Raw genomic sequence first — 16,850 nt, forward strand, 5'->3', positions numbered from 1 at the left:
CTTTTTTCCTCCTTTATTATTTAACAGGAAATGATGTTACTATTTTTGAAGTACCATTTTCTACTACAATTCTAATTGTTGTTTCTCCATCAGTTCCTATTACTTTTCCCATTGGAATGTCAAACACTTGATTTCCATTGTTTTGTAACACAGGTGTTACTTTTGCTCTCATTGACCAAGCTTCATCAATAATTCCTAGTACCTTATCTTTGCCTACATTAAATACAGTATGCAGTGGTTTATTGGGGTTTACCTTTATATGTTCTAACACATGTAATACTCTATTTCCTTCTCTAGAGCCAAGTTCATATATTAATCCTGCCGTCGATTGCCATGAATTATTTGTGAATTTTAATGTTCCATTAACTACACTGGATATTTCCTCACTACAATCATTATGCACTAAAAGCTTATCACTACCAACAAAATAAGTATGGAACTTATCTACATTTAAATTGAATATACGTCTAGCTTCATTGTAGTGTTTTTCTTCAACTGAATCTACTGTTTTAATCTCTCCATTAGCTGTTACAATTCTATCTCCAGCCTTAAGATTTTCAGCAGACCTCCAGTTGCCATCTTCTAACATAAATAGATGTGTTGGTGTTGTTTCTATTAGCTTTCCTGCTACTGTTAAGTTTATAAAATTCGTTGTACTCTTTCTATATACATAAAGTACTGACTTATAATCAACTTGTCCAGTTTTAGTATCTTTTGATAAAACTAATTCGCCGTCCTGTATTGAGTCAATTCTTTTTAGACCTGCTTTGGTCATTACAAGTGTATCACCAGTAAAGCAACCATCTGTAAGACATTTTCTCTCCACGTCTGTCAATTCACTTTTAGCTAGATTTACTTCAAAACCATCTACAGTTTTACAACGTATAACATCACCTAAATCGGACGTTTCTCTTACATACTCAAATATTGACTCCATTTTAGTTTTAATGCAAGTTCTTATTTTAGAAACAGCTTCTGCCGCTCCCTTAGCTCCTCTAATAGAATCTACTATTTTTTCAACTCTTTCTCCATTTTTTATTTTATTTGCTATTTCTGGAAGATACCCCATTATAGATTTTGCTACTCCATCTGTTGCTACTATTATTACTATCTCCCCTACTACTCTTCCTAATAATCTAGCTTTTTCATTTAAATTTGAATCTATAAAGTTCTCTACTGCATCTACAATAATTTTATCTAATATTAGAGCTTCCTCACAACTTGGATTGCTTCTTACTTTATTTAGAAATAAAATTCCTTTTGCTGCTCCTACTACACCATCTATTGGATGGCTTACAAATTCAAAAATATCTTTTGTTGCTCCTACAAGTGCATCTCCTATTCCTAAATAATAGTTTTTTCTAATACTCTCTAATGTTATTACTTCTTTATGTGTTTTATTGTTTGTTCCTTGTGAACCTGTATCTGCTTGTATTTTACTTATTTGTCCATTTACTGCTTGACTTATCCAAACATAAATTTGTGTCTTTTTATTTCCACCTAATTCATCATACTTCTCTTTCAATCCAAAATCAGCTATAAATTGATTTACTGCATCATTAAATTGTTTATCCCACTCTGATGTTATTTCTCCCTTAGAGTTTCTAAGTCTTCCGTATCCTAATCTTTCTAAATTTATTTTATTTTCTATTAATTGGTCTTTTTCATTAGTAATTGAATTCTTATGAGTAGCTGCTCCATCTAAACTAAACACCCAATATTCTTGACATTCTCTTGTAAAAATATTTGCTGCTGCTTTAACAAAACCATCGTTCTTATTTGAATCAATCATATTTTTATCATTTGAATAATTTGAGTTTACTCTATGAGGATCTACTACATCAAAATAATTTTTCCCATCAATAGTTTCAATTCCTGATAATACTATATAATGTCCACATTTTGTGAAATGTCCTGGTCCCATTATAGCAATAGCCATATGTCTTCCATCACTTAATAGGCTTTTTACTGTTTGAATCTCAGAAGGTTGTAACCTCATACAATTTAATGAGTACTTATCTTCTGTACTTACATTTACAAAGAAATTTCTTGAAGTGCCATTATAACAGAACCCATTATTTAATGAATAATTTGCTAATTCAATAGGGTTTACACCATTTCTTTTCATAGTTGATTCTACTATTGCCATTGCAGTAACTCCACAACCGGCATTTCCTATATTATCACCATCACTACCGTAAGGAATATATCTCCATCTGCTATCTTCTTGATCATAATATGATATTCTTCCATTATATTTTCCATTAACATTAATAGTTTCATCATATCCATCAACTATCTTTTTATATTTATTATATCTTTCTAATAATTTTCCTTTATCTGAATAATTATTATGTGAATCTAATTTATTTAAAAGTTCTTTTAATTTCACTCTAGTTTTAGGTCCATATCTTCCAACTACTCCTAAACCATAATGTTCTTGAATAGCATTTAATGCTGCTGATGTATATTCGCCAAAATATCCTGTAGCTCCCCATCCACCAAGGTCAAATCCTAATTTCACCAAAGCTTCTTGTAATGCTATAACACAAGGCCCCTCTTCTCCTGGATCTAATTCTACTTCTAAAAACATCTCTTTATTTAATCTTTGCAATTCTAAACACTGCCTCATACTTTTAGAAGCTATTAATTTTTTTAATGCCTCTCTAGTACCTGGACCGAATCTGCCTACTGTATCAAGACCGGAATGCTTTTGTATTGCTTTAAGTGCCACTACTGTGTAAGTTCCAAAATATCCTGTTGCTCCATATCCACCTAAATCGAAACCTAAACTAATTAATTTTAACTGTAATTGTCTTACAGGTTCACCAGAGTCACCTGGATCCAACTCTTTATTTGTTATGATTTCCATATAGCTATTCATTATTTCTGATTTTCCATAATAATAACCATATTTATTGACTTCTTTTAATAATTCTTCTATAGTTGCTCTAGTTTTAGGCCCATATCTTCCAACTATATCATACCCTTTATATTTTTGTATAGCTTCTAATGCATTTTTAGTACATGTCCCAAAATATCCTGTTGCTCCATATCCACCTAAATCAAAACCTAAAGTTAATAATTTTTCTTGAAGCTTTATTACTCTATCCCCTGTATTTCCTTCATCAAGATCTTCTATTGATGTTATGCTGTTAGATTGTAAAATATATTTTTTATATGTTACTAAAAACTTTGCTTTTTGAAAGTAATTACCATCATAACTCATGTTAACTATCATATAATTTACAAGCTTTCTAGTTTTAGGCCCATATCTTCCAACGACATCATATCCCATGGATTCTTGAATCGCATTTATAGCAGCTACAGTATATGGTCCGTAAACTCCAGTTGCACCATATCCACCTAATGTAAATCCTAATTTGATTAGATTTCTTTGTAATTCTACAACTTCAGGACCACTTGCCCCAACTTCAATATCTTGATCATAGGTAAAAATTATATTATATAAATTTACAATATCTTCAGAATCTTCATAGTTATTATTTCTTTCTTTTAGTTTTAACTCTTTCCTTACTATATTTTCATTATCTATAGCTAACTTTTCTTCTGAATCTCTACTTTCCTCACTTATAGTTCTAGTTGCATGAAAAAGTTCATGAAATAAAACTATAGCTTTATTATCTTCTTCATTGTTTGACTCTTTACCTAATATTATAAGTTGTTCTTCATTATTTTTTCTTATATTTAATCCTTTATTTTGTATTACATTGGATTTTTGTAATTTTTCACTTTCCTTATTATAGAATAACCATGAATTATCTAAAGAAACAATAATTTTTTTATTACTATTTATTAGATCATCTATAATTTTTGAATATGTTTCAGATTTATCTTTATTTAAATTTTCTTTGTCTATCTTTTTTAAAAATCCTTTTTCATCTACATCATATTTACAATTTGTTGATTCATTTATAAGCTTTAATAAATTATCTCTATCTTTTTCTAATATAAATATTCCTTGTCCATCAGGTATATTCTTTTTATATTTCTCAACATCTTCTTCTGTTATTTCTGTATCATCATATCCAAAAATTCCACTTAAAGCTATATCATAATTGCTAATTTCAACTTTCTTCTTCTCTTTATTATTATTATTATTAATTTTAAATATTTGATCTTTTACTTTAGATTTCTCTCTTATTACATATAATCCAGCACTTTTAATTTCTAAATCTATTTCTTTTTTATTAATATCTACATTAGTTTTTTCTTGTAATAAAAGCTTTTTATCTTCTAATACTCTAAAAACTTCTAAATCTTTTTCATTAGTATTTTTATCTTCTATAGTGTACTCTATTTTAGCTTGTCCATTAGTATTTTTTATATAATCTTCTTTTACTTCAAATACACCATCAACAATGCAATAAATAAAGCTAGTATCTCTTTTAGCCAAATATTCTTTTGCAGTTTCCTCTTCTGACTTTTCTGCCTTTATTTCTCTAATTTTTTTATTATCATCTTTTATATCTTTTATTACATATATCCCTTGACTTTCTACTTGAAACTCAATAGTTTTATTTTCTTTATCTATATTTACTTTGCTATTTGATATTATTAATTTTCCTTCTTCATCCTTCATAAATATTCTTATATTATCTTCATTTACATTATTCTCTTCTTCATAAGAATACTTTAATTTTAATGGTATATTTATTTGATTATTTTTTATAGAAAACTCCTCATTTAAGTTAACTACCATACCATTTGAAAAGTCTTTTCTTTTTTTAACTTCTCCTTCTTTTTTTATTGAATAATCTTCATATTGTGAATCATTATTTTCTATATCTATTGGCTTATATTCACTAGGCCCTGATAAATTACTGTCATCTTCTGAAGTTACTGTTACCTCTTTAAGTTGATATGATAATCCAAATTCACTTGTTAAAAATATTTTATAAGTATAATTTATAGATGAATCTTTAATTTCATCTATATACTCTGTTCCTTCTCTTTTGCTTACTACCTCTTTAAAATCTTCATCTCCTGATTTTTTTAGAACTGTATATCTTTTAAGTTCTGGAGCTCCACTCCACCAAAATCTAACTTTATTATCTTCTTTAATCCACTCAAAAGTTACATTATAATTTCTATTTAAATCTTTTTTTAAATCTTCAGTTGAAGTAACTTTTAAAGTTCTACTTGCTTCTTTTCCCAAATAATTAGTACTTAGAATTACTTCTCCTTCATTCTCTGATTTTATTACTCCGTCTTTTACAGATATTACATTATTATCACTAGATAAATATTGTACATTTTTAGCAATTTCTGTACTTCCATCTTTATATTCAACTATCGTTGATAGATTTATTTCTGTATTTACAGGTAACTTATCCCTATTAGTTTCAATATAAATGTTTTTTACTTGTAATCTTTTAGCCAAATTAAATAACGAATTATCACTTATAATAACTATCATAATAATTGTTATTATAATCGCTATTATCTTACACTTTTTTCCTTCAAACCGCATCTTTTCATCCCCTTTTCAATTAAATTATATATTTAAATGAAATTCTTGTAAATATTTTGTTAATTTTATATAATTTATTTATTTATACTATAAAAAAGTCTGTATTTTAAATATCTACTATCAAATAATAAGACACCTTATAAATTAAAGATTATAAGGTGTCTATTTTATTAAATATTTCACAAAAAGCTTCACATAGTTCAGTATATTTTAATTCTATTTTACATATTTTTTGATACTTGAATTAAGTCGAAAATGTCTATAATTCCATCTCTATTTAAATCTAAGTATTTTTTAAATGCTTTATCAGAGCTGGACTTATTATATTGTAATGAAACTCTAGCTAAATCCTCTATATCAACTTCCCCATCTTTATTAACATCAGTTTTTTTATATCCTGGTATAAATGGTGTACTAGGTGTATTTATAAACTCAATATTTTGAGCATTTAAAAATCCTCTATCCTTCCAATTATAATTACCACTATATTGTTTGCTTTTTCCAGCATAATATATTGGTGTTGTTCGCTCTGGAAAAACTTCATATTTAGATTTTTCGTTTAATTCTCTATATGTTAAAGCAACTATATTTCCAACTTTTCCTCCTAATTCATTAACTGATGAATTTATTTTATATAAAAGTTCTCCTTTGGAGTTTAACATATTATTACTTCCTTTATATAATGCTAATTGATATCCATCATAGTCTCTAAATTTTCCATTTGAAAGTGTTCTATCTATATTAAATATATTTTCGGCTACCTTTTCTCCAAAGAATGGATCTAGAGAGTATTTTGCATTCATTCCCAAAGCTTTATTCCCTAAATATCCACCAAAATACCTTTTATCAGCAGGATCTATATATCCTCTTGAAATATAGTTTTTAGCAAACTCTCTTACACACTCTTCAATATTACTAAATGAATCCTTATCTCCTGTTACTCCAAATTCATTTGATTGTATATTAAATAGGTTATTTTTATTTATTGCCATATATGAAGTTCCTAGGTACGACTCATTCATTGCAATTCCTAAAATTAACAATGGGTTTACACCATACTTATTTTGACACTCTATTAATACTTTTCCTATTCCTCTTAATTTACTTTTTTCTATAGTATTATTAGTTATATATAAATTCAATTCTTCTGCAGTATAGCTTGTCTTAGTTCTAAATGGCAAATACTGAAAATATGAATAGTATGGTGTTTTTGCATTTATTGAATGGTTTTTAGTATTATTTCTTAAATCAGTTATAAGTTTACTAAGTCCTTGCAATACAGTATTACCCTTATAGAAATAAATTCCATCATAGCTATAATAGTGTATCCCTTCTTCAAAATAAGATGGCGCTTTTCCTATTTTTATAGAATAGCCTGCTTCCTCTTTATCTGAAAGATCATACGAAATAAAATGATACAATATACCATTTCTACTAAAATAATAGCTAGGATTAGTTGCTTCTGTTATGGGTATTTTAACCAAATCATAGTCATCTGAGTTCTTGTTTTTATTAATCCATCCGTTATATCCATTTATTTGTACCTTAGCTGCTGTGCCTATATCTTCTATAATAGGTACATCTTCTATATAACCTTGATTCATATTTGCAAACTTTTTAGTTAATGCTGAGTCAGAATAAATATTAACTTTGCATGTTAATATCCCCTGAGGTTTTCCTTTAATATGTTTCCATATTTTTGCCATAAAGTTCGTAGAATAAATAACCTTTCCATCTTCAATTATTACAACAGGTATTATTGATCCCTTTTTTTTAGTATCTTCTTCTAATTTAATAGCCTCTTTAATAGCTTCTTCTGGGTCTATTATTTTATATACAGATTTATAATTCCCATCACCATAATCTAAAGCTACTTCTAAGTTTTTTTCACTTTTATCTTCAGCCAAAGCTTCTAAACTTGGTAATAATATTACTAAACATAGCATTATTATTAAAAAATTTCTTAATTTTCTCACGCCTAAAATCTCACTCCTTTAAGATAAACTTTATCTTTTTATACTCAGTCTGATATAATTCCCTATTTAATACACTAAATTTTATTTATATAAAATTATATATTAAATTTCAACATTTCAATTCTACCATTATTAGTATATTTTTGTCTATTTATTAATAATTAAACTCAAAATAAACTCTAAAAAAAACGATAACTTAATTAATGTTTCAAATAAAAAGAAACCTATAAATAATTATTTTTACAATAAATTATTTACAGGTTCTATCTTATTTATATTACTATTTAATTTCGGCTAGTAATTTTTCATTTCCCTTAATGTTGATGGGCAAACACCATAATACTTCTTAAATTTTCTATAGAAATAGCTTGTATCAAAATATCCTACAGCTTTTGCAATATCATTTATTTTCATATTTGTATTTAATATAAGTTCTTTTGCTTTCATATTTTTTACTTTATTTAAGTAATCTGAAAATGATGCTCCAACCTCTTTAGTAAATATTTGACCTAAATATGAGCTATTTATATTGTACTGTTGTGCTAAGGTTTTTAAGCTTAGCTCCTCATAATACTTTTCGTTAACATTATTTACAACTTGCTGTACTACAGGACTGTATTTTATAGTATTGGAAGTCATAAGCTCCATTAGTTCATCTATTTCACCTAAAATAAATGATTTTATATTATCTATCGCACTTTCATTACAAAGTTCTACCAATGTATCTCTTAAGCTATCTCTACGATATTTTAGTTCTAGTTTAAATTCATCTGAAACCTTATCTATAAGTAATATTGTTTTTATAGATAAATCATATATATTTCTTGGTGTTAAATGTTCTTCAAATATGTTTAAAATATATTTTTCTAATTCACTCTTATTTTTTTCTATAATAAGCTTATTTATATTTTCTATTTCCATATTGAAACTTCTATTATCTTTTTCTAACTTTTCAACATCATCCTTACACAAACATATATTAGATCCTTCTGTTAATATATATTTCTTTAAATGATTTGAAACCCTATAACTTTCTTTTAGATTTTCTATAGAATCTACTCTATCTCCTATAGCAATAAATACATCGGCATTAAAATCTTTAGCAAGTTTTTTATTTACATTGTTATAATAATTTAAAATCTCTTCTTTGCTAATATTTTCATTCCATGAATTAATAAGTACTATATGACCATCAAACTTATACAAAACTTCAAATTTTTCATTTGTTATACCTTTAATAATTTCACATATATTATTATTCTCATTAACATCCTTATTACTAATTTTTATACTACTTACAGTATAGCTTTTTTCTTTAAAATCTAAATTTATTACATCTCTTATATAATCTAGATCATCTTTATTTATTTTTCCATTTATAAATTCTATTAATAGCCTATTTTTTTCTAAAACCTTTATATCCTTTGACTTTTCTTCTTCAATTTTTTTCTTAAGCTTTTTTAAAGAAGATTCTAATTCTTCCTCATCTATAGGTTTTAATATATAATTTTCTACTCCTAATTTTATAGCTGTTCTAGCATAACTAAATTCATCATATCCACTTAAAATAATAAACTTAACATTACTATCTAATGCTTTAATTTCTTTTAGAAGCTCAAGCCCTGTTAATCTAGGCATATTGATATCTGTAACAATAATATCCACAGGATTATCTTTGAATTTTTCCAAAGCCTCCATACCATCTTCTGCTAAATGTATAACTTCTAAATCCAACTTGTCCCACTCAATTATATTTAATAATCCTTGTAATATTAATTTTTCATCATCAACCAACATAACCTTATACATTTTATTCATCCACCTCTCTGCATGGTAATTTTACTGAAATAATAGTTCCCTTGCATATGTCATTTTCTATTTTTATTCCATAACCTTCTCCATAGTTCATTACAATTCTTTTATGTGCATTTAAAATTCCAATAGATTTACCAAGCTCTTCTCTATTGTTTATCATTCTAGTTAAAACTTCTAGCTTTTCTTCAGGTATTCCTCTACCATTTTCTTTAATAACTATTATTATATCTTCTCCTTCTTTTGATATTTTTATATTAAGCTTATTATCATTATCTTCTAGCCTTATACCATGAACAAAATAGTTTTCTATTAATGGCTGCAATGTAAATTTTATTATTTGTTTATCTAGTAATTCATCATCACATTCTATATTGAACTTAAACTTATCTTCATATCTAAATTTAAATATTTCTATATATTTTTCACAATAATCAAGTTCACTTTTAATTGTTATAATATTTTTTTCTTTGAGTTGGTTCCTAAATAAAAATGCTAATATATAAAGCATCTTCCCTACTTCTTTATCCCCATTACATATAGCTTTCATTCTTATGGACTCTAAAGTATTATATAAAAAATGAGGATCTATTTGATTTTGAAGAGCTACCATTTCAGCCTTTTTTTGATTTAGCTCTGCTTCCTTTTGGTTTATTTCTGCTAAATAACTCTTTTTAATATGCTGATCTAATTTCTCACACATATCATTAAAACTTTGAGAAATAAAATTTAATTCATCCTTTTCATTACTTATTGGTATTGAAACATCAGTTTTCCCTTCTTTTACTTTTTCCATAACAACTAAGATATTATCCATTCTCTCTGTTAGCTTCTCAAATTTAATATAAAGTAAACATTCAACTATAATGAAAAGTAATATATCTATAAAAATTAAAGAATTATAAAAACTACTTGGTAGCTTATTTATTTTATTACTTTTTATTTTACCTAAAGTCAGTATTCCAGAATCTGTATCTAACAACATATTAACTTCATAAGATTCATCTAAATATGCTTGTGTTTTTCCAGCTACCAGTTTTTCAAAATATGGATAATACTCATATTTATACTTTTCAGTTGAATCATAAGTAACAAACCCTTTGCTATCTATTAACATAAGCTCATATTTATCTTCATAATTACTTAGTATTTTTTTAATATATGATAAATCATATGTAAGTACTATTGCTCCTTTAGGTTTAAGAGTTACTGGTTCTCTTATTTCTCTAAGATAGCTTATTGACTTTTCATTGCAAATAATATCTGAATGACTATAAGATTCCTCATGTTTTAAATTTAAGTCTTTAATATCTTGAATACTTGTTTGGTTCATTCTATTAAATTTAGTTATTGTTTCTACATCATAACTAATAAAAGTAATACTTTCTAAGTATTCGTTTGCATTAAAAGTTGATTCTGTAAAATATTCTACACCCTTATAATAATATTCCTTACTTTCTGCAAATCTATCTAACTTCCATTTTAGATAGGATAACATGTCTGTAGATAAAAATTTCAATACATCATTTATTATATATTGATCTTTATACATGTTATTTATTATTATATTCGCAGAGTTACTTATTTTATGTATTTCTTCATTTACTCCATATACAATTTTTTCATTTATATAAAGATTATTTTCTTTAACATCCCTAGCAGATTTTTTTATAAAATAAAAATCTAAACTACCTAACAAAAAAATTATTACTATTGTATAAATAATAAATAATCTTCTATATATTAATGAATGTTTAATACTCATTCTATCCTCATCCTTCTATACCTTTTTTGAAATCAGTTTATACTAATACTTTTATCTAATTTTTAATAGATGTCATTTTATTGATTTAATGAAATTTTTATAGAATTATTCTGAATTGTCATATAAAACTTTGAATTCTGACATTGTATAAATTATACTATAATCATCTTGAGTAAACAATTACAAAAGGAGTGGTTAATTTTATGCATGATGCTTTTAATATGCAAAAAATATTTGACTTTTTTAATTACGTTTTTTGGTTTTTCTTACTTAATATCTTTTTCATGATATTAAATATTCCTTTTATACTATTCTTTTTATTTGTAGGGATAAGTAATATTTTCACATACTTTCCTCTATTTTTAGTAACTTTAATTCCTACAGGTGCAGCTTTTACTACATTATTATTTTGTATGGGGAAAATAGTGAGAGATAAAGATTTAAGTATCGTAAAAGACTTTATTCGTGGATTTAAGATGAATTTTAAACAAAGTACTATATTATGGTGCTGTGAGTTAGTTTTAATATTTATTTTGCATTTTAATATTAGATTTTTCTCAACTATAAAATATAATTTACTACTTACTTGTATATTTTCTGGATTGTTAATATTTATGCTTTTAGCAACTCCCTATATATATATATTACTTAGTAGATTTTCTATGAAAAATCTTGATCTTATTAAAGCCTCACTTATTCTTACATTTACTAGACCTATACTTACTATTTGTAATGTTTTAATTGCGGCTATTACACTTATATTCTTTGAAATAACTCCAGGTACAACTGTTTTGTTTATTTCTAGTATATTTACATTTTTACTTGCATTCTCTAATAAGGCCTTATTAAAAGAACTTGAGATAGGTTATTCAAAATAAGATTTTAAATATAACTTTAGGAGGATACTATGAATTCGACAACTACTACAAAACTAGAAAATATTAAAGAAACATTAATTAAAATTGGACAAGATCTGTCTAATTCTATAAAAGATGAAAAATTAAAATCATTATTTTATAACTGTTTTATAAATACTATAGAAACTACTGTTACCGTTGAAGATAAGGATACTTTTGTAATAACTGGTGATATTCCTGCAATGTGGCTTAGAGACTCCACTTCGCAAGTTGAACATTATCTACCTTTTGTAAAGGAAAATGAAAATTTAAAAGACCTTTTTACAGGATTAATAAATAGACAAATGAAATGTATTCTTATAGATCCATATGCCAATGCTTTTAATAAAGAAGCAAATGGTCAAAAGTGGGATAACGATATAACTAAGGATAGTCCTTGGGTTTGGGAAAGAAAATATGAAATAGATTCTCTTTGCTATCCTGTAAGATTAATTTATAAATATTGGAAAGGATCAGGAGATACATCATTTTTTAATGATGAAATTAAAAATGTATTTAATATAATCATTGATTTATGGACAACTGAACAAGACCACTTTGGTAAATCTGATTATTCATTTCAAAGATTAAATTGTTCTGAAACAGATACTTTATGCAATAAAGGACTTGGTAACCCTGTTTCATATACTGGAATGACATGGTCAGGATTTAGACCTAGTGATGATGCTTGTAAATATGGTTATTTAATACCTGCTAATATGTTTGCATCAGTTGTATTAAAATATATAGAAGAAATTGCTGAAACTATATATAATGATTATTCTCTTAAAGAAAAAGCATTAAATTTAAGAAATGAAATTGAAAATGGAATTGAAAAATATGGAATTATAGAAAATGAAGAGTTTGGTAAAATATATGCTTATGAAACAGATGGATTAGGAAATTATAATTTCATGGATGACGCTAATGTACCAAGCTTATTATCAATACCTTATATTGAGTTTAGAAATATTGATGATGAAATTTATCAAAATACTAGAAAATTTATATTAAGCAAAAATAATCCATTTTATTATGAAGGAACTGCAGCTAGTGGGATAGGAAGTCCTCACACTCCCCCTGAATATATATGGCATATAGCATTATCAATGGCTGGACTTACTACTAATAATAAAGACGAAATTTTATCTTTATTAAATACATTAATAAATACAGATGGTGATACTAGATTCATGCATGAAGGCTTTTATTGTAATAATCCAAAGGAATTTACAAGAGATTGGTTTGCTTGGTCAAATTCTTTATTTGCTTACTTCATATATGAAAAAATTCTATAGTCTTCTTTTTTTTATTATATATAGGTCTTATTGCTTATAATGGCAATAAGACCTTCTCTTATTTTGTAAAATAGTCATTTTCATAAATTTATCTATTTGTTATGTAATAAATTAGTACCCCTATTATTATTATAGATAGTATTAGTAACATATTTCTAATTTTATTACTTCTTTTTTCTTTTTTTAGTTTATTTCTTTCTAACCTTTTCATTCTATGTTGTCTAATACTAGTTGATTGTTTATTTTTTTTAGATCCATGCTTTTCTATTCTACTAATCATAAAAAAGTCACCTCTTTTAAAATAAGATTTAAAAAACCCGACTAAAATAAACTAAAATATTTTAGTCGGTTATATTAACAATCTCTTATATTTTTAGTATATAAACATCTAATATATTTAATATCCCAATATATCATTTTAAATCCCCAAATTTAATAATATAAGGTTTTTTTTAATTTTTTATTATAATAACACATTATTATATTACTTTCTATAAATGAAATTTAAAATTTTAAGAATTAATAAAATTTTAAGAATAACTATAATTATTTAAATCATCAATTTTATCTAATTCATATTTTACTATATACTTTAAATTAAATATATCATAAAATTACTATTTTTCCATATAAATCCCCATTGTTTACTACTTATTAATAATAAATTATAAATAAATTAATTGATATATTATTAATTTATCAGTATAATTATTTTAATTGGTTAAATTTTCAATCAAAGGAGTTTTTTATGTTATTCATAAAACCATCATTAATATTTAGAACAATTTCTCTTTATATAATCTTAGTATTATTCATTTTAATATTTTCTTTTTTTCTTAATTATTTTGAAGCTAATCCTTGTAGCGCAAACTCTTTAATATTAGAAAAACAGTTATTATCTTTAGCTGAAAAGTCTGATATAATAAAATTATCTGATATAACTTCATTTAAATGGGACAAAGCATATTCTTTTTCCCCATATACAACTAAGGAAACTATTTATGAAACTATTGGATCTCAATGTAATTCAATAAATGAATCTATAAGTGAAGGTATGAATCATTTGGTCTTTTTAAAAAATGGAGAAGTAGTTTCTTACTTATATGGTTATCCAGATGAAATCGGTTATTACATATCTTTTGATTCCTCTTTTTATAAAGATGGGGTTGGAGTTATTTCATATGATGAAGACATTAAATTTAAAATTTCTATTAAAAATGATATTTTAAATTTAACTCATATTAATAATTAAATTATATTTATTTCTATATAAAAAATAGAAATAAAACATTTACATAATAAACATAACATTACGGCTTGAGGTGACAAATGAGTATTAATAAATTTTATAAACTTTTAGACTTAATGAAAACTAAATATTATATGAAATTTAAGCAAAAATCTTTTAAAGGAAAAAAATACACTATAAATTATTTATTAGATAAAAATAAATCTTCGGATATTTTATTAGTTGTATTTACCTCATGTACTAAAAAAGGTCAAAAGGCTAGATATAACTATATAAGAACTCTTGAAAACTTCAAAGTTAATAAACTATTTATACTAGATGATTTTGGCTTTGATGGTAGAGGTGCTTATTATTTAGGCAAAGATAAAGACTTTAAAATTCAATTAGATGTATCTTCTTTAATAGACTCAGTATCTAATGATTTAAATATAAAAAAAGAAGTTTTTATAGGCTCTAGTAAAGGAGGCTATGCTGCATTATACTTTGGGTTAAATAGAACCAATAGTATAATTATATCCGGAGCTCCTCAATATAGATTAGGTAATTATCTTAGTTTACCTGGTCATGAAGAAATTCTTCAATATATTATGGGAGATACTAAAGAGTATTCAATAGATTATCTTAATAAATTATTAGAAGATAAATTAAACTCTACTTGTAATAACAAAAATAAAATTTATCTTCATTATTCTACAGAAGAGGAAACATTTGAGCCTGAAATAGAGCCTTTAATAAATAAAATTAAAGAGCTAAATTTAGATCACTCATTTGACATTCATAATTATAAAAATCATTCAGATTTAACTTTGTTTTTTCCTCAATATATAAAGGATGTTTTAAGTAAATATTTATAGTTAGCTTTCTAACTGTATTAATTAAATGTATTATATCTAAATATATAGTCCATGAAAATCTAGATTTTACTATATTAAAAGTTAATTATATCTAAAAACAACTAATAAGAACTTTTAATCTTATTAGTTGCTTTTTATTTTCATTTAGATTTTAATTTTATAATATGTATTCAATTATACATTCAGCTACTGAATCTACTAAATTGTTAACATACTTTTTTAGTTCTTCCTCTACATTATTAAATGTAAAAGAGTTATCTGTTATATTAAACATAGTTAAATCATTCCAAGAATCACCTATTGTATATATTGACTTCTTATCTAGATTTTCTACTTTTGCCACATATTCTACACCGTGTCCCTTTGAACATCCTACTGGAACTATATCTATATAAACATCATTTCTATATGCAATTATCTTGTCTCCATACTTTTTATTTATTTCATTTTTCATTTCTTCTATTACTACTTTATCTATATCTTTACAATACATTGATATTAAACTTATTTCTTTATCTTTTAATTCTTCTATGCTATTTAAATTAGTCTTGTCTGCATAAGGGAGGTTGTCCCATTTTGTTAATACATAAGTAGTATATCCTGTCTCTACTGAGATAGCCATATTTTCTTTTTGAAAGTTTTTTAATATACTTACTATATCATTATATTTTATTACTTCATGTTTAACAGTTTTACCTTCCTTATCTATTATTAATGCTCCGTTTAATAGCACATAGTAATCCGCAACTACATTATCTTCTTCCTTTAAAAAAGTTATTCCATTATAAGGTCTTCCAGTTGAAACAACTAAAATATGATTATTATTTTTAAGATTATTTATAGCCTGTTTATTATTATCACTTATTCTATTATTGTTTATTAAAGTTCCATCTAAATCAGTTGCTAATAATTTTTTCACCTTAAAACTCCTCTCAATACAATTTGAATTATTATATAATATATTTTACATATAAATAATGAATATTCATTAACTTTAAAAAGCTAGAAAACCATAAGATTTTCTAGCTTTTAAATTATATTGAATTATTTTGTCTTTTCTAATAATAATTCTTCAATTACTTTCTTATCAGTTGCATTTTCAATTTCTGCTTTAAAATCATCATCCATTAAGCTTACTGCTAAAACTTGAAGAATCTTTAGATGTTCATTTCCTTCACCTTCTGGAACTGCTATTAAAAATACCATATTTACTGGTTCATCATCTAAGCTTTCCCATTCTATTCCCTTTGAGCTTTTTCCAACTACAACTGTTGGTACTTTTACCCAAGATGATTTTGCATGAGGTATAGCAACGCCATCACCTATACCTGTTGTTGATATTGCTTCTCTCTTTTTTACATCTTCTACATAATTATCAACATCTACAAGTCTATCTTCAATTAAGCTTGCTAAGTGTTTTATTGTAGCGAACTTCTCTTTTGTTTCTAAGTTTAAATCCATATATTTTACGTCAAATAATTTGTTGTTCATTCCAATTACCTCTTT

11 protein-coding genes are annotated in these 16,850 nt (G+C 25.3%); 4 read left to right on the plus strand and 7 right to left on the minus strand.

Going from position 1 to position 16,850, the window contains the following annotated elements; all coding sequences use genetic code 11:
* Nucleotides 1-16: 16 nt before the first annotated feature.
* From CP523_RS05790 to CP523_RS05805, 4 genes are all read right to left on the minus strand, one after another.
* Complete coding sequence (locus tag CP523_RS05790; protein WP_120140659.1) at nt 17-5,494, minus strand: peptidoglycan-binding protein; 5,478 nt, start codon at nt 5,492-5,494, stop codon at nt 17-19.
* A 221-nt stretch (nt 5,495-5,715) separates the two neighbouring features.
* A complete protein-coding gene (locus CP523_RS05795) occupies nt 5,716-7,470 on the minus strand; it encodes a glucosaminidase domain-containing protein (protein WP_066674950.1) in 1,755 nt (584 codons plus the stop codon).
* Between the two features lie 294 nt (nt 7,471-7,764).
* Nucleotides 7,765-9,279: a response regulator gene (locus CP523_RS05800; protein WP_066674960.1), complete on the minus strand. Its 1,515-nt coding sequence runs from the start codon at nt 9,277-9,279 to the stop codon at nt 7,765-7,767.
* Between the two features lies 1 nt (nt 9,280).
* Nucleotides 9,281-11,047 (minus strand): sensor histidine kinase, encoded by a 1,767-nt coding sequence (locus CP523_RS05805; protein ID WP_066674962.1) that lies wholly within the window; start codon nt 11,045-11,047, stop codon nt 9,281-9,283.
* Nucleotides 11,048-11,331: 284 nt separating this feature from the next.
* On the opposite strand from CP523_RS05805, the gene CP523_RS05810 reads away from it, so the two are divergent.
* On the plus strand, nt 11,332-11,925 hold the full coding sequence (locus tag CP523_RS05810; RefSeq protein WP_243106791.1) for a DUF624 domain-containing protein: 594 nt from the start codon (nt 11,332-11,334) through the stop codon (nt 11,923-11,925).
* Nucleotides 11,926-11,954: 29 nt separating this feature from the next.
* Entirely contained in the window at nt 11,955-13,241 is a 1,287-nt protein-coding gene (locus tag CP523_RS05815) for a glycoside hydrolase family 125 protein (protein ID WP_066674966.1), read from the plus strand.
* Nucleotides 13,242-13,329: 88 nt separating this feature from the next.
* Here CP523_RS05815 and CP523_RS05820 read toward each other — a convergent pair whose 3' ends face one another.
* A complete protein-coding gene (locus CP523_RS05820) occupies nt 13,330-13,521 on the minus strand; it encodes a hypothetical protein (protein ID WP_066674970.1) in 192 nt (63 codons plus the stop codon).
* A gap of 468 nt (nt 13,522-13,989) precedes the next feature.
* On the opposite strand from CP523_RS05820, the gene CP523_RS05825 reads away from it, so the two are divergent.
* Nucleotides 13,990-14,493, plus strand: coding sequence for a hypothetical protein (locus CP523_RS05825; RefSeq protein ID WP_066674973.1), 504 nt, complete (start codon nt 13,990-13,992; stop codon nt 14,491-14,493).
* A gap of 77 nt (nt 14,494-14,570) precedes the next feature.
* Nucleotides 14,571-15,344 carry a hypothetical protein gene (locus CP523_RS05830; protein ID WP_066674975.1) on the plus strand — a complete coding sequence of 258 codons (774 nt, stop codon included), beginning with the start codon at nt 14,571-14,573 and terminating at the stop codon, nt 15,342-15,344.
* 157 nt (nt 15,345-15,501) lie between these two features.
* Here the strand turns inward: CP523_RS05830 and CP523_RS05835 are convergent, their stop codons facing one another.
* On the minus strand, nt 15,502-16,263 hold the full coding sequence (locus CP523_RS05835; RefSeq protein WP_120140661.1) for an HAD-IIB family hydrolase: 762 nt from the start codon (nt 16,261-16,263) through the stop codon (nt 15,502-15,504).
* A 125-nt stretch (nt 16,264-16,388) separates the two neighbouring features.
* Nucleotides 16,389-16,835, minus strand: a complete 447-nt coding sequence (locus CP523_RS16340; RefSeq protein WP_066674987.1) for a PTS sugar transporter subunit IIA — start codon at nt 16,833-16,835, stop codon at nt 16,389-16,391.
* Nucleotides 16,836-16,850 lie beyond the last annotated feature (15 nt).

Source organism: Clostridium septicum (assembly GCF_003606265.1).
Classification (GTDB): domain Bacteria; phylum Bacillota; class Clostridia; order Clostridiales; family Clostridiaceae; genus Clostridium; species Clostridium septicum.

What these genes read in the sequence shown, in the direction of transcription:
- CP523_RS05790 (WP_120140659.1), bottom strand. Translation starts at nt 5,494, where the DNA reads ATGCGGTTTGAAGGAAAAAAGTGTAAGATAATAGCGATTATAATAACA.
- CP523_RS05800 (WP_066674960.1), bottom strand. Translation starts at nt 9,279, where the DNA reads ATGTATAAGGTTATGTTGGTTGATGATGAAAAATTAATATTACAAGGA.
- CP523_RS05805 (WP_066674962.1), bottom strand. Translation starts at nt 11,047, where the DNA reads ATGAGTATTAAACATTCATTAATATATAGAAGATTATTTATTATTTAT.
- CP523_RS05810 (WP_243106791.1), top strand. Translation starts at nt 11,332, where the DNA reads ATGATATTAAATATTCCTTTTATACTATTCTTTTTATTTGTAGGGATA.
- CP523_RS05815 (WP_066674966.1), top strand. Translation starts at nt 11,955, where the DNA reads ATGAATTCGACAACTACTACAAAACTAGAAAATATTAAAGAAACATTA.
- CP523_RS05820 (WP_066674970.1), bottom strand. Translation starts at nt 13,521, where the DNA reads ATGATTAGTAGAATAGAAAAGCATGGATCTAAAAAAAATAAACAATCA.
- CP523_RS05825 (WP_066674973.1), top strand. Translation starts at nt 13,990, where the DNA reads ATGTTATTCATAAAACCATCATTAATATTTAGAACAATTTCTCTTTAT.
- CP523_RS05830 (WP_066674975.1), top strand. Translation starts at nt 14,571, where the DNA reads ATGAGTATTAATAAATTTTATAAACTTTTAGACTTAATGAAAACTAAA.
- CP523_RS16340 (WP_066674987.1), bottom strand. Translation starts at nt 16,835, where the DNA reads ATGAACAACAAATTATTTGACGTAAAATATATGGATTTAAACTTAGAA.